This window comes from Streptomyces sp. NPDC088252 (assembly GCF_044740965.1).
GTDB lineage: Bacteria > Actinomycetota > Actinomycetes > Streptomycetales > Streptomycetaceae > Streptomyces.
On the sequence record NZ_JBIURS010000004.1, the window covers coordinates 152,165 to 166,543 of the forward strand.

At 70.1% G+C, this 14,379-nt stretch carries 13 protein-coding genes and 1 tRNA gene; 11 read left to right on the forward strand and 3 right to left on the reverse strand.

The genetic code is table 11. From position 1 onward, the window contains the following. Nucleotides 1-2: 2 nt before the first annotated feature. A complete protein-coding gene (locus ACIOHC_RS10275) occupies nt 3-980 on the reverse strand; it encodes an SMI1/KNR4 family protein (protein ID WP_351076607.1) in 978 nt (325 codons plus the stop codon). A 290-nt stretch (nt 981-1,270) separates the two neighbouring features. On the opposite strand from ACIOHC_RS10275, the gene ACIOHC_RS10280 reads away from it, so the two are divergent. Continuing rightward, the gene (locus ACIOHC_RS10280) at nt 1,271-1,795 is read left to right on the forward strand and encodes a YwqJ-related putative deaminase (RefSeq protein WP_351076604.1); all 525 of its coding nucleotides are present in this window, start codon (nt 1,271-1,273) and stop codon (nt 1,793-1,795) included. A 10-nt stretch (nt 1,796-1,805) separates the two neighbouring features. After that, complete coding sequence (locus tag ACIOHC_RS10285; protein ID WP_351076602.1) at nt 1,806-2,339, forward strand: SUKH-3 domain-containing protein; 534 nt, start codon at nt 1,806-1,808, stop codon at nt 2,337-2,339. A gap of 38 nt (nt 2,340-2,377) precedes the next feature. On the opposite strand, the gene ACIOHC_RS10290 is transcribed toward ACIOHC_RS10285, so the two are convergent. Continuing rightward, nucleotides 2,378-3,691: a histidine kinase gene (locus tag ACIOHC_RS10290; RefSeq protein ID WP_389636614.1), complete on the reverse strand. Its 1,314-nt coding sequence runs from the start codon at nt 3,689-3,691 to the stop codon at nt 2,378-2,380. Nucleotides 3,692-3,846: 155 nt separating this feature from the next. Between ACIOHC_RS10290 and ACIOHC_RS10295 the strand changes: the two genes are divergently transcribed. The 7 genes from ACIOHC_RS10295 to ACIOHC_RS10325 all read left to right on the forward strand — a co-directional run bounded on the left by ACIOHC_RS10295 (nt 3,847) and on the right by ACIOHC_RS10325 (nt 9,536). Next, nucleotides 3,847-4,719 carry a hypothetical protein gene (locus ACIOHC_RS10295; RefSeq protein ID WP_401842289.1) on the forward strand — a complete coding sequence of 291 codons (873 nt, stop codon included), beginning with the start codon at nt 3,847-3,849 and terminating at the stop codon, nt 4,717-4,719. A gap of 11 nt (nt 4,720-4,730) precedes the next feature. Next, nucleotides 4,731-4,801, forward strand: a tRNA-Gln gene (locus tag ACIOHC_RS10300). Between the two features lie 109 nt (nt 4,802-4,910). Further along, a complete protein-coding gene (gene glmU, locus ACIOHC_RS10305) occupies nt 4,911-6,359 on the forward strand; it encodes a bifunctional UDP-N-acetylglucosamine diphosphorylase/glucosamine-1-phosphate N-acetyltransferase GlmU (RefSeq protein WP_401842291.1) in 1,449 nt (482 codons plus the stop codon). 120 nt (nt 6,360-6,479) lie between these two features. After that, complete coding sequence (locus ACIOHC_RS10310) at nt 6,480-7,454, forward strand: ribose-phosphate diphosphokinase (protein ID WP_030926792.1); 975 nt, start codon at nt 6,480-6,482, stop codon at nt 7,452-7,454. A gap of 182 nt (nt 7,455-7,636) precedes the next feature. Beyond that, nucleotides 7,637-8,224, forward strand: coding sequence for a 50S ribosomal protein L25/general stress protein Ctc (locus ACIOHC_RS10315; RefSeq protein ID WP_351076591.1), 588 nt, complete (start codon nt 7,637-7,639; stop codon nt 8,222-8,224). 124 nt (nt 8,225-8,348) lie between these two features. Further along, nucleotides 8,349-8,942: an aminoacyl-tRNA hydrolase gene (pth, locus tag ACIOHC_RS10320; RefSeq protein WP_351076588.1), complete on the forward strand. Its 594-nt coding sequence runs from the start codon at nt 8,349-8,351 to the stop codon at nt 8,940-8,942. Nucleotides 8,943-9,065: 123 nt separating this feature from the next. Then, nucleotides 9,066-9,536: a hypothetical protein gene (locus ACIOHC_RS10325; protein WP_401842294.1), complete on the forward strand. Its 471-nt coding sequence runs from the start codon at nt 9,066-9,068 to the stop codon at nt 9,534-9,536. A gap of 27 nt (nt 9,537-9,563) precedes the next feature. On the opposite strand, the gene ppc is transcribed toward ACIOHC_RS10325, so the two are convergent. Further along, entirely contained in the window at nt 9,564-12,293 is a 2,730-nt protein-coding gene (gene ppc / locus ACIOHC_RS10330) for a phosphoenolpyruvate carboxylase (RefSeq protein ID WP_351076582.1), read from the reverse strand. A 341-nt stretch (nt 12,294-12,634) separates the two neighbouring features. On the opposite strand from ppc, the gene ACIOHC_RS10335 reads away from it, so the two are divergent. Then, nucleotides 12,635-13,636 (forward strand): fatty acid desaturase, encoded by a 1,002-nt coding sequence (locus ACIOHC_RS10335; RefSeq protein ID WP_351076580.1) that lies wholly within the window; start codon nt 12,635-12,637, stop codon nt 13,634-13,636. Further along, entirely contained in the window at nt 13,633-14,319 is a 687-nt protein-coding gene (locus ACIOHC_RS10340) for a TetR/AcrR family transcriptional regulator (protein WP_351076578.1), read from the forward strand. The genes ACIOHC_RS10335 and ACIOHC_RS10340 overlap by 4 nt, the downstream gene beginning before the upstream one ends. The last annotated feature ends 60 nt before the right edge of the window (nt 14,320-14,379 follow it).

Sequence of the window (14,379 nt, forward strand, 5' to 3'; positions counted from 1 at the left end):
GCTCACCCCTCCACCGGGACGGCCCGCGCGAAGCCGCCGTCCACCATCAGGTTCGCCACGGTCTCCAGCTCCGGCGGATTGCCCGCCAGACGCTGCAGGAAGGCATCGAAGTCGCCGCCGCACGGCAACAGCAGCCGGTCCACCCGCTGCTGCACGTTCCAGCCGTCCTGGTCCCGGGCGTCGTCGTACGCGCAGAACCAGACCGAGCCGACACCGTTGCCCTTCACCTTCACCGCGAGGATGCCGCCCTGGACGAAGGCGACGCCCAGGTAGTCCTTGGTGAGGTGGTCCCGCAGGCACTTGTTGACGTACACCAGATCGTTCACGGCGGCCTCCTCGCGCACCGTGAAGAACGGCTGGTCGACCAGGAGACCGAGCTCCGCGTCGAGCGCCGCGCCGACCGGGGCCGAGCCGCCCGCCGCCTTGAGGAAGGAGCGGTAGGCGCCGGGCAGCCGGTACCCGAGGTCCTCCTCGACGCCCAGGATCTGCTGCTCGCTCACCGCGACGGCGCCCTTGGGCAGCCGGAAGTGCGCGGGCCGGGTCTCCTGCAGCGGGCGGGTGCCGCGCTTGTTCTGGTCGACCGCGGTGGTGGCCAGCCCGCCGTGGTGCCGGAGCAGCGCCTTGACCTCGACCGGGATCAGTTCCATGCGACGACCGCCGGGCGCGTGGTGCCAGGTCCAGCCGTGCGGGGTGGCGACCGCGGGGATCGTGTCCCACAGTTCGTGGCCGGACGCCGCCAGCGCCGCGTTGGCCGAGACGTAGTCGGTCAGCCGCAGTTCGTCCACACCGAAGCCCTGCGGGGGCTCGGCGATCTCGGCGGCGGCGCGCGCGTACGGCGCGAAGTCCGGGCTGCCGTTCTCGTCCATGCGCACACCTCCGGGGTGGCGGGACGCCCGGACCGGGTCCGGGAAATGCACGAGCTGCCCGGCGTAGGCCGCGTTCGGTGGCGCGGCTTGCTGCCCGAGCCGACCTGTCGTCATGGCGGTTGCCCCCTGCTGCGTCTGACTGGTGAGGACCGACCTGCCCGAGCGGCGGTCCGGGCACAGCCTATGCGGTGGCGCAAGAGCGGGTCTCGCCCCCGGTCCTGCCGTCACCAACCGTCACAGCGGCGTGACGGACGAGCGACGCCGCTGCCACCGAAGAACGACACGGACGTGTGTATCCCCGCCCCAGCTTTCCGACCAGCCGGGACATTTGGCAGGCTGTCACCGCAACTCGGGGGCGTGCACATCGCGCAGCTACCGCTGCGGGCACGGGAGGGAAACGCACCATGCACACTTCACAACCAGTCACATCCGGGGACCCGCGCCTCAGCTGGAGCAGCACCGGGACCAGCCGCACGCCCCGCCTGCACCACCGCCGCGACGGCATCCTGCCCGCGGTGGCGGCAGCGCTGTCCGTGCGCGGCGAGACACTCACCTGCACCGCGGGCAAGGGTGACCAGCCGCCCGTACTGCACCCGCTGGTCCAGGACTTCCTCGACACCCTCACCAGCGGCCAGCGCGAACGCTTCACCGGCCGCTGCCCCGAAGCGATACTGCTGTCCCGGCAGCTCACCGCGGCCGACGCCGGCCGTTCCAAGCGGGCCCGGCGCAAGCCGCTGACCAACGGCGAGGCCCGCCGCGCCCTGAAGCACTCGCGACTCACCGCACGGCGCATCCGTGAGGACGGCGACCCGATGCACGGCACCTACGCGCCGCCGTGCCGCTCCTGCGCGGCGATGCTCGCCCATTTCGGCGTACGTCCCGTCGACCTCACGACCACCGGGGCGGCGACCACCGCCGAGAAGGGCTGACCGCGCGCCGATGCACGACCGAACCGACCTACCCGAACAGGCGGGCCCCACGGGCCGCGACCGCCATTCCTCGACCCGCTTCCCCGTCGCCGTCGACGCCGCCCTGCGTGCCGCGGGCTGGCAACCCGGCCGCTGGGACATCCGACAGGCCGAGGAGTGGGCCGACGCGCTGCGCTCGCACACGTCGCCCGCCGGCCATCAGCACGCGATCTTCCCCGCCGCCGTGGAGGCATGGGCGGAATTCGGCGGACTGCACATCACGGCGTCCGCGCCGGGCCGGCAGATCGCACCGGCCCCGGTGCGCATCGACCCGATGCGCGGACTCCATCTCGCCCGCACGCTCGGCGACCTCGGCCGGGCGCTGGAGACCGAGGTGAGCCCGCTCGGCGAGGAAGGGGACGGACAGGCGGTCCTCGCCATCGACAACGAAGGACGCGTCTACAGCATCGACCACACCGGGGACTGGTACCTGGGCCCGGACATCGACCAGGCGCTGGCCACCCTGGTCGGCGGCATCCAGCCGGAACGCCTCGTCTCGGACTGACCACCCCGAACCTCCGGCCCGCCGGCACATTCCGGCCCTCAGGCCGCCCCCCGGTCCGGCAGCACCGCCGACACCCGGAAACCCCCCGCGTCCGTCGGGCCGGAGACGAAGACACCACCGAGCCCCAGCACCCGCTCCCGCATACCGACGAGCCCATTGCCCCCGCTCGGCAGCCCCGCGTCCGCCGTGGCCGCGTCCGACGGGCCGTTCTCCACCTGCATCGCGAATTCCGAACCGCGGTGCGCGAGCCGCACCCACGTCTTCGCACCCGCCGCGTGCTTGTGCACGTTCGTCAGCGCCTCCTGCACCACCCGGTACGCGGTCTGCTCCACCTCGGGTGCGTACGGGCGTGCCTCGCCGTCCACCGAGAGTTCCACGGTCATGCCGGCCGCCCTGGACTCCCCGACCAGGGTCTCCACCTCGTGCAGCCGGGGCCCGTCCTCGGCCGCCGCGGCAGCCGCGGCGGCGGCCGCCTTCCCGACCGAGGCGAGCGGCACCTGGGCCGACCGGGGCGTCACCGGATCCCCCGCCCGCAACACCCCCAGCATCTCGCGCAGCTCGGTCAGCGCCTGGCGGCCCATGTCGCCGACCAGCGCGGCATTCCGCACCGCCTTCGCCGGGTCCTTCGGCGCGACGGCCTGGAGCGCGGCGGCATGCACGACCATCAGGCTGACCCGGTGGGCGACCACGTCGTGCATCTCGCGGGCGATCCTGGTGCGCTCCTCCGTACGCGCCCATTCGGCCCGCTCCTCGGCGCGGTCGGCGAGCAGCGAAAGCTCCCGCTCCAACGAGTCCGCCCGCTCCCGCAGGCTCTCCATCAGCCGGCGCCGCGCCCCTATGTAGAGGCCGAACAGCACGGGCGGCGCGGTGAGCCCGAGGGACATGAAGAGGGACATCAGCGGCACGTACCAGTCACCGGGCCCGAAGTCGGCCTGCTCGGAGACGCTCTGCCGCAGCCGTACGTACGTGACGATGAACGTCCCCGCGAAGGACATCCCCATCAGCACCGCGGTGATTCTCCGTGGCACCTCGGAGGCGGCCAGCGTGTAGAGGCCGACCAGGCCCATCAGGAAGCCCATGTCCGCGGGTGTGGTCGCGATCGACACCAGCACCACGGCGATCGGCCAGCGCCGCCGCACCACCAGCACGGACCCCGCGAGCAGCCCGAACACCACGCCGATCGGCACCGGCAACCCGGTGTCCCGGGCGAACTCCACCCCTTCGAGTGCGCATTCCGACGCCGACAGGAGCGCGAGCCCCACGTCCAGAGCGACGCCTCGCCGCCGATCCCACCACCAATAGCTGCGGGTCGTCGTACCCGCGGCTTCCCGATATGCCCCCGTTGCGGTCATGCCGTCCAGCCTACGGGCGGGCGCACCTCGTTTTCGGGTGACCCGGACAGCACGCACGTCCGTCGAACAGAGACGGAACAGCCAGGTATCGCTTGAAATGGTGATTCGAGCAGGCTTTCACACCGGACGTCCGCATTCCGGACGACGCTCGGCGCATGACGGAAATCACGAGCAAGTACGCCGACTTCGAAGGGCTGCGCGAACAGGCCGTCGCGCTGCGCCGGGAGGGTCTCAGCCGCCGACAGATCCGCGACCGGCTCCACGTCCACAACAACGACATCCTCAACCGCCTCCTGGAGGGCGAGCCCGCCCCCGAGTGGACGAAGCGCCCGAACGCCAAGGACGACCTGCGGGAGAAGGCGCGGGAGCTGAGGCGTCAGGGCATGACGTACGACCGGATCCAGGTGGAGCTGGGGTGCTCGAAGAGCTCGATCTCGCTGTGGGTGCGGGACCTGCCGAAGCCGGAGCGCAAGCGGACACGGGAGGAGGCATCCGCCATCGCGCGACGCGGCTGGGAAGTCGCGCTCCGGCGACGCGACGAGGAGCGGCAGGAGGCCAGGAAACGAGCACAGAGCGAGATCGGCCCCATGAGCACGAACAAGTTGTTCCTGCTCGGCGTAGGTCTCTACTGGGCAGAGGGCTCCAAGTCCAAGCCCTACCGCACGCAGGAACGGGTTACTTTCGTCAACAGCGACCCGGGCATGATCGAGGTCTTCCTCGCCTGGCTCCGCCTGTTGGGAGTGAGTGACGATCAGCTCCGCTTTCATGTACACATCCACGAGACCGCCGATGCCACGTCGGCGGAGCGGTTCTGGGCGGATCCGGTCGGCCCCGGAGTCGGCAAGTTCGGGAAAACATCCGTCAAGAGGCACAGCCCACGAACGAACCGGAAGAACATCGGTGAGGACTACCGAGGTTGCCTTGTCGTACGTGTTCTGAAAAGCGCCGACCTGTACCGTCGCATCGAAGGCTGGTGGTGCGGCATAGTAGGGGCTGCACAGCGAGCCGATCATCAAAATCGGACATAAAAGACAGACCATCCCGGGTCGTCTAATGGCAGGACAAATGGTTTTGGTCCATTGAATGAGGGTTCGATTCCTTCCCCGGGAGCCCCTGCGTGCGGGCCCCGACCACCACGGTCGGGGCCCGCACGCATGTCCGACTCCCACGCCCCCGGTATCCTTCGGATGTCCCCCACCCGAAGCCGAAGGACATACCCGTGAGCGCCAACCGCCCGGCAGCCGTCGTCGTCCTCGCAGCGGGTGAGGGCACCCGCATGAAGTCGAAGACCCCCAAGGTCCTGCACGAGATCTCCGGTCGCTCGCTCGTCGGACATGTCGTCGCCGCCTCCCGAGAACTGGACCCCGAGCACCTCGTCGTGGTCGTCGGCCACGAGAGCGAGCGGGTCACCGCGCATCTCACCGCCGTCGACGACCGGCTGCGGACCGCCCACCAGGCCGAGCAGCGGGGCACCGGGAACGCCGTGCGCGTCGGTCTCGACGAGCTCGGCGGGGCCGTCGAGGGCACCGTGATCGTCGTCTGCGGCGACACCCCGCTGCTCTCCGGCGAGACCCTCACCGCGCTCGCCGCCACCCACACGGCCGACTCCAACGCCGTCACCGTGCTGACCGCCGAGGTCCCGGACTCCACCGGCTACGGCCGGATCGTCCGCGACCCGGCCACCGGCGCGGTCACCGAGATCGTCGAGCACAAGGACGCCACCGAGGTCCAGCGCGCGATCCGGGAGATCAACTCCGGGGTCTTCGCCTTCGACGGCCGACTGCTCGCGGACGCCCTCGGCAAGGTCCGCACGGACAACAGCCAGGGCGAGGAGTACCTCACCGATGTGCTGTCGATCCTGCGCGAGGCCGGACACCGGGTCGGCGCCTCGGTCGCCGGCGACCACCGCGAGATCCTCGGCATCAACAACCGGGTCCAGCTGGCCGAGGCACGACGGCTGCTGAACCAGCGGCTGCTGGAGCGCGCCATGCTGGCCGGTGTGACCGTCGTGGACCCCGCGTCCACGCTGATCGACGCCACCGTCACCTACGAGCGGGACGCGATCGTGCACCCGGGCACCCAGCTGCTCGGCACCACGCATCTCGCCGAGGACGCCGAGGTCGGCCCCAACACCCGGCTCACGGACACCGTCGTGGGCGCGGGCGCGCGTGTGGACAACACGGTCGCGGACCGGGCGGAGATCGGCGAGAGCGCGTCGGTGGGCCCGTACGCCTATCTGCGTCCCGGCACGAAGCTCGGGCCGAAGGCCAAGGCCGGTACGTACGTGGAGATGAAGAACGCCACGGTCGGCGAGGGCACCAAGGTTCCGCACCTGAGCTACGTCGGCGACGCGACGATCGGTGATCACACCAACATCGGTGCCGCCAGCGTCTTCGTGAACTACGACGGCGAGGCCAAGCACCACGCCACGATCGGCTCCCACTGCCGTACCGGAGCGGACAATATGTTTGTGGCGCCCGTCACGGTCGGGGACGGCGTGTACACCGCGGCCGGCTCGGTCATCACCAAGGACGTACCGTCCGGTTCGCTGGCCGTCGCCCGCGGCCAGCAAAGGAATATCGAGGGCTGGGTGGCACGCAAGCGTCCGGGAAGCGCCGCCGCGCAGGCCGCTCAGGCCGCCGCTTCGGAGCGCGACGGCGAAAGCTGACCGGAAACAGGTGCGTCGAGCACGGCGTACCGTGATAGATGCTCACCCCATTTCGGCTGGCTCGTCGCACATCGGGACACATGCGCGCGGCGCCAGGAACACGTCTGAGGAGACTGTGCTGTGACCGGGATCAAGACGACCGGCGAGAAGAAACTTATGCTCTTCTCCGGCCGCGCCCACCCCGAGCTGGCCGAGGAGGTTGCGCACCAACTGGGTGTGGGCCTCGTGCCGACGAAGGCCTTCGATTTCGCCAACGGTGAGATCTACGTCCGCTTCCAGGAGTCCGCCCGCGGCGCCGACTGCTTCCTGATCCAGAGCCACACCGCTCCGATCAACAAGTGGATCATGGAGCAGCTCATCATGCTGGACGCGCTGAAGCGCGCTTCGGCCCGTTCCATCACGGTGATCGTGCCGTTCTACGGCTATGCCCGTCAGGACAAGAAGCACCGTGGCCGCGAGCCGATCTCGGCCCGTCTGGTCGCCGATCTGATGAAGACGGCGGGTGCCGACCGCATCCTCACCGTCGACCTGCACACCGACCAGATCCAGGGCTTCTTCGACGGCCCGGTCGACCACCTCTTCGCGCTGCCGATCCTCGCCGACTACGTCGGTGCCAAGGTCGACCGCACGAAGCTGACGATCGTCTCCCCGGACGCCGGTCGTGTGCGCGTCGCCGACCGCTGGTGCGACCGCCTGGACGCCCCGCTGGCGATCGTCCACAAGCGCCGTGACAAGGACGTCGCCAACCAGGTGACCGTCCACGAGGTCGTCGGCAACGTCAAGGGCCGGGTCTGTGTCCTGGTCGACGACATGATCGACACCGGTGGCACGATCTGCGCCGCCGCCGACGCCCTGTTCGCGCACGGTGCCGAGGACGTCATAGTGACGGCCACCCATGGTGTGCTCTCCGGTCCTGCCGCGGACCGTCTGAAGAACTCCAAGGTCAGCGAGTTCGTGTTCACGGACACCCTGCCGACCCCGGGCGAGCTGGAGCTCGACAAGATCACGGTGCTCTCGATCGCCCCGACGATCGCCCGCGCGGTGCGCGAGGTCTTCGAGGACGGTTCGGTCACCAGCCTCTTCGAGGAGCAGTAGGAACAGCACTGCCGTAGATCCACTTTGGGTGCGGCCTCCCCGCCGGGTAGACTCAGCGAGTTGCTCGGCGAGGGAGGCCGTACTCATGTGTACGGCGATCCGTTATCGACGCGCTCTTCGTAGCAGGCCTGTCGTGGGCCGGGTGACCGTCCAAGTTTCGTCACCCTACGAGGAGTGCAGCCATGGCTGAGGTCAAGCTCGACGCCCAGATCCGTACCGAGTTCGGCAAGGGCGCCGCCCGTCGCACCCGCCGTGCCAACCTGGTTCCCGCGGTCGTCTACGGCCACGGTGCCGAGCCGGTTCACATCAACCTGCCGGGCCACGACCTGATGATGGCGCTCAAGACCGCCAACGTCCTGATCGGTCTGGAGATCGAGGGCAAGGACGCCCTGGTCATCCCCAAGGCCGTGCAGCGCAACGCGCTCAAGGGCAACATCGAGCACGTCGACCTGCTGACGGTCAAGCGCGGCGAGAAGGTCAACGTCGAGATCGCCGTGCACGTCGAGGGCGACCTGGCCCCGGGCGGCAACCTCCTGGAGTACGTGCAGAACACCCTGCTCGTCGAGGCCGAGGCCACCCACATCCCCGAGTCCGTCACGGTCTCCATCGCGGGCCTGGACGCCGGTGCGTCCGTCCTCGCCAAGGACATCACGCTGCCCAAGGGCGCCGTGCTGGCCGGTGACGAGGAGGCCATCGTCCTGCAGGTCGTCGCCGCGCAGGCCGAGGAGCCGGCCGCCGAGACCGCCGAGGGCGAGGGCGCCGAGGCCTGAGCCTCGTCCGCTCTGCTTCACTGACGGGGCGGCGGTTCCCCCTCGCGGGGCCCGCCGCCCCGTTTCCCTGTTTCCCGGTGACCCGGCCATCCGGAAACCCGTACGCGAAGGAGACCGAGCGCAGATGTCCGATGCCACCGAACCCTGGCTCATCGTGGGCCTCGGCAACCCCGGTCCCGAGTACGCGGCGAACCGGCACAATGTCGGTTTCATGGTCGCCGACCTTCTCGCCGAGCGGATCGGCGGGAAGTTCAAGCGGGCCCAGAAGGCCCAGGCACAGGTCGTGGAGGGCCGTATGGGCCCGCCGGGGCCGGAGAACCGCCGAGTGATCCTGGCCAAGCCGATGTCGTACATGAACCTCTCCGGCGGTCCCGTCACGGCGCTGCGCGACTTCTACAAGGTGCCGACCGATCACGTCGTGGCGATCCATGACGAGCTGGACATCGATTACGGGACGCTCCGGCTGAAGCTGGGCGGCGGGGACAACGGGCACAACGGGCTCAAGTCGATGACCAAGGCGATGGGTGCCGACTACCACCGGATCCGGTTCGGGATCGGCCGGCCGCCGGGCCGGATGCAGGTCGCGGACTTCGTGCTGAAGGACTTCTCGTCCACCGAGCGCAAGGAGCTCGGCTACTTCGTGGACCGGGCCGCGGACTCGGTGGAGTGCCTGCTCGCGGAGGGTCTGGAGCGCGCGCAGAGCGCGTACAACTCCTGATATCCGCAGCGCGCGACCCCGGCGGGGTGCGGCTCGTACAACTGCTGACATTCCCGCCGGTACCCCGGCGATTTTCGGCCACAAGTTGACCGAGCGCGCCGCTCTGCCCAAGGATCGCTCCCCATGAAGCGGAGCTCCTCCCACCGCGCCCTGGCCCTCGCCCGCAGCGCCGCCATGGGCTGTGTCGTCCTGCTGCTGCTCGTCGCGGGCGTGTACTCCTCGTGGGGTTCGGCGCACCACATCGTTCTGGCCAAGGGCCGCGAGCACGGCACGATGACCGTCACGGGCTGTGGCGCCGATGTCTGCACCGGGCCGTTCGCCCCGTCCGGACAGGCTGCCGCGCGTTCCCGGGTGACGATCGACAAGTCCGTCGCGGTACGCAGGGGCGATCGTTTCCCGGTCGTCGTGAAGCCGGGTACGAACGATGTCGTACGTACCGGCGCCCCCGGCTTCCTGCACGCCTGGGTGCCGCTGGGCGGTGCGCTGGTGCTGGCCGCCCTGATCATCGGCGGCGGTCTGCGGATGCCCCGGACCGCGTGGGGCACGGGGATCGCGGGCGCGGCCTTGCTGGTGGCGACGTTCTTCGCCCTGTGAGCAGGGCCGCACCCGCGCCCCGGCGGGTCAGCCGGTGTTGCGCAGCCCCGCGGCGACACCGTTCACGGTGAGCAGCAGGGCCCTGGCGAGCAGCGGGTCCGCTTCCTCGCCGCGTGCCGCCGCCTCGCGCTGACGGGCCAGCAGCGAGACCTGGAGGTAGGAGATCGGGTCCAGGTAGGCGTCCCGGATGGCGAAGGTCTGCTGGAGCACCGGGCTGGTGCTGAGCAGTTCGGAGCCGCCGGTGACCCTCAGTACTTCCCGGACCGTGAGCGCGTGCTCGGCCTCGATGTCGGCGAAGACGTGCTTCAGCCCGTCCGGGACGAGCGTGTCGACGTAGTGGCGGGCGATCCGCAGATCGGTCTTGGCGAGCGTCATCTCGACGTTGGAGATGAAGTTCCGGAAGAAGTGCCACTGCTCGTGCATCTCGTCCAGCACGGTGTCCGGACCGGCCTCGCGCAGTGCCTTGAGCCCGGAGCCGACGCCGTACCAGCCGGGCACGATCTGCCGCGACTGGGTCCAGCCGAAGACCCATGGAATGGCCCGCAGCCCGTCCAGGCCTGCGCCGGAGTCCGGGCGCCGCGACGGGCGGGACCCGAGGTGCAGCTCGGCGAGCTGGTCGACCGGGGTGGAGGCGAAGAAGTACGCCGGCAGGTCCGGGTCCTCGACCAGTCGGCGGTACGCGGCGTGCGCGGCGTCGGAGACGGTGTCCATGGCCGCGTCCCAGCGGGCGAGGGCCTCGTCGGACTGCCGGGGCGCGGTGTGCAGCGCGGAGGCCTGGAGGGTGGCCGCGACGGTCAGTTCCAGGTTCTCGCGGGCGAGCGCCGGGATGAGGTACTTGTCGGAGATGACCTCGCCCTGTTCGGTCACCTTGATCTCGCCTTCGAGGGTGCCCCAGGGCTGCGCGAGGATCGCGTCGTGCGAGGGGCCGCCGCCGCGGCCGACGGTGCCGCCGCGGCCGTGGAAGAGCCGCAGTCGTACGCCGTAGCGGTGCGCGACGTCGCGCAGTCGGCGCTGGGCGCGGTGGATCTCCCACTGGGAGGTGGTGATGCCGCCGAACTTGGAGGAGTCGGAGTACCCGAGCATGACCTCCTGCACATCGCCGCGCAGCGAGACGAGCCGGCGGTACGACGGGTCGGCGAGCATCTCGTCGAGGATGACGTCGGCGGCGCGCAGCTCGTCGGTGGTCTCCAGCAGCGGCACGATGCCGATCTTGGCCCAGCCGGCGTGCAGGTCGATCAGTCCGGCCTCGCGGGCCAGGACGGCCGCTGCGAAGACGTCGTCGGCGCCCTGGCACATCGAGATGATGTACGACTCGATGACTTCGGGGCCGAATCGCTCGAAGGCTTCCTTGACGGTGTGGAAGACGCCGAGGGTCTTCTCGCCCGCGGGGTCCAGCGGGGCCGGGGTCGGGGCGAGCGGGCGGCGTGAGCGCAGCTCCTTGGCGAGCAGCTTCTGCCGGTATTCGCGCGGCATGTCGGCGTAGCGCCAGGACTCCTCGCCGAGCCGGTCGAAGAGCTGGCCGAGGGCGTGGTGGTGGGCGTCGGCGTGCTCGCGCACGTCCATGGTGGCGAGCTGCAGGCCGAACGCGGCGAGCGTGCGGATCGTGCGGTCCATCCGCCCGTCGGCGAACAGTCCGCCGCGGTGCTCGCGCAGCGAGGTCTGGATGAGCTCCAGGTCGGTGAGGAGTTCGGCGGTGCCGAGGTAGTCGCAGCCGGGGCGGTGCGGGGTGCCGCCGGCCAGGCGCTCGCGGGTGTTGACGAGCTTCTGCCGGATGCAGGTGGCCTTGAGGCGGTACGGCTCCTCGGCGTTCAGCCGCTTGTAGCGCGGGCTGATCTCGGGGAGGCGTTCGAGGTCGGCCTGGAGCGAGGTCAGCAGCTCGTCGGTGGCGCCGGTGTAGCGGATGGAGTTGGAGAGCTGGCCGCGCAGGTGGTCGACGAGCTCCAACGCGTCGGTGATGCCGTGCTCGTGCTGGAGGATCAGCACTTCCCGGGTGACGGCGGGCGTCACGTTGGGGTTGCCGTCGCGGTCGCCGCCGATCCAGGTGCCGAAGGTGAGGGGCCGGGTGCCCGCGGGCAGCTCGACGCCGACCCGCTCCAGTTCGGCCGCCAGGTCCTCCAGGACGTCCCCGACGGCGTTGGCGTGCAGTTCGTCGAGGTAGTAGATGGCGTTGCGGGCCTCGTCGGCGGGTTCGGGCCGGACCACGCGCAGCTCGTCGGTCTGCCAGATGAGGTCGATGTTCTCGGCGAGCCGCAGATCCTGGCGGCGCCGGTCGGCGTCGATGACGGGCGTCTCCAGCAGCTCGGCGATACGGCGGAGCTTGTTCAGCACGGAGCGGCGCGCGGCCTCGGTCGGGTGTGCGGTGAAGACGGGCCGTACGTTGAGGTTCTTGACGGTCTCGCGAAGGTGCTCCGGGTCCGCGTCCTTCAGCCGGTCGGCGGTGCGCGCGAGGAGACCGCCCTCGGCGGCGCGCCGGTCACGCATCTCGTGGGCCCGGTGGACCTGCTCGGTGACGTTGGCGAGATGGAAGTAGGTGGAGAAGGCGCGCACGAGCCGTGCGGCGGTCTCCAGGTCGGTGTCGCCGAGGAGTTCGGCCGCGGCCTCGCCGTCGGTGCGGGTCAGGGCGCGGACCCGCTCGACGAGGTCGAGGAGTTCCTGCCCCTCCTGACGTACGAGGGTCTCGCCCAGCAGGTCGCCGAGGCGGCGGATGTCGGCGCGCAGCTCGGGGCTGGCGGCAGGGGTCTGGTCGGCACTGCTCACAGTGTGCGGCTCCTTGCAGTGAATGAGGAGGTGTGTCGCGAAGCGAATCCCAACAAGGGTGGTGGTGGGAGACGGGCGGGCACGGGTGTCTCCCAGGCCGCGGTCGGCAGCGGTGCTGACGCCACCCCGGGAAAGCAGAGTGCGGACCGCGCTGTCCGACCCCACCAGGATAGGTGTCCACGCCATCGGTGACGCTCGCGCCCCGTTCGGGTTTCCCTTCGGCGGGCGGTCCGTCGCGCTCTCGTGCCACGGGCCCCCGCGCTGCCATACTTACGTAGCCGTAGGTTACGGATGCGTAACCAGAGCTGTCCGTCGTACTCCTCATCCCCAGGGGACTCCCCATGAACACCAGCCCCTCCGTGATCGACGACGCCCAACCATCGGCGGCCGACGGTCAGCCCCTTCCCTCCGCCACGCTCGGCGGGGACGACAAACGGTCGATCGAGCAGATCGCCCTTCTGCTGTTCATCGTGGTGCCGTTCGTGGCGCTGGTCGCCGCGGTGCCGCTGGCCTGGGGCCGGGGCGTGAGCTGGCTCGATCTGGGCCTGCTCGTGGCGATGTACTTCATCGGCTGCCACGGCATCACGATCGGCTTCCACCGCCACTTCACCCATGGCTCCTTCAAGGCCAAGCGCCCGCTGCGGATCGCCCTCGCCGTCGCGGGTTCGCTGGCCGTGGAGGGGCCGGTGGTGCGCTGGGTGGCCGACCACCGCAAGCACCACCGATTCTCCGACGCGGAGGGCGACCCGCACTCGCCGTGGCGTTTCGGCGAGACGCTCCCCGCCCTGCTGAAGGGACTGTGGTGGGCCCACATCGGCTGGATGTTCGACGAGGAGCAGACCCCGCAGCAGAAGTACGCGCCCGACCTGATCAAGGACCCCGCGATCCGCGCCGTCTCCCGTCACTTCCTCACTCTCACGATCGTGTCGCTGGCGCTCCCGCCGCTGGTCGGCGGTCTGGTGACGATGTCGTGGTGGGGCGCGGCGACCGCGTTCTTCTGGGGCTCTCTCGTCCGGGTGGCGCTGCTGCACCACGTCACCTGGTCGATCAACTCCATCTGCCACGCGGTCGGCAAGCGCCCCTTCAAGTCCCGTGACCGGTCCGGCAACGTGTGGTGGCTCGCGGTCCTGTCCTGCGGCGAGTCCTGGCACAACCTGCACCACGCGGACCCGACGAGCGCGCGGCACGGGGTGATGAGGGGGCAGATCGATTCGAGCGCCCGGTTGATCCGCTGGTTCGAGAAGCTGGGCTGGGCCTGGGACGCGCGCTGGCCCGACTCCGCCCGGATCGCGTCCCGCCGTATCGATGCCCGGCGCGACCCCGCACGCGCCGACGCGGCATGATTGACGATGTGGCGACCGACTCCAGTACCAGCAACGAGAAAAACCGTCCCTCCTCCGCCCGGCGCACCCGCCGGGTGCGGATGACCGGCAAGGAACGCCGCGAGCAACTGCTGGACATCGGCCGCACCCTCTTCGCCGACAAGGGCTTCGAGGGCACCTCGGTCGAGGAGATCGCGTCCCGCGCCGGTGTCTCCAAGCCGGTCGTCTACGAGCACTTCGGCGGCAAGGAGGGTCTGTACGCCGTCGTGGTCGACCGCGAGATGCGCCAGCTCCTCGACATGGTCACCGGCGCCCTGACGGCGGGCCATCCCCGCGAACTGCTGGAGCAGGCCGCGTTCGCCCTGCTCGACTACATCGAGACGTACACGGACGGCTTCCGCATCCTGGTCCGCGACTCCCCCGTCGCCCAGTCGACCGGCACCTTCGCCTCCCTGATCAGCGACATCGCCACCCAGGTGGAGGACATCCTGGGCCTGGAGTTCAAGGCCCGCGGCTTCGACCCGAAGCTGGCCCCGCTCTACGCCCAGGCACTGGTCGGCATGGTCGCCCTGACCGGCCAGTGGTGGGTCAACGCCCGCAAGCCGAAGAAGGCGGAGGTCGCGGCCCATCTGGTGAACCTGGCCTGGCACGGCCTGGAGAACCTGGAGTCGAAGCCGCGGCTGATAGGACACCGCAAGAGCTGAGCGAGTCCGGTGGGTCACTCATTGTGATGACGTCACGGGAGAACGACCTCTACCGTGGTC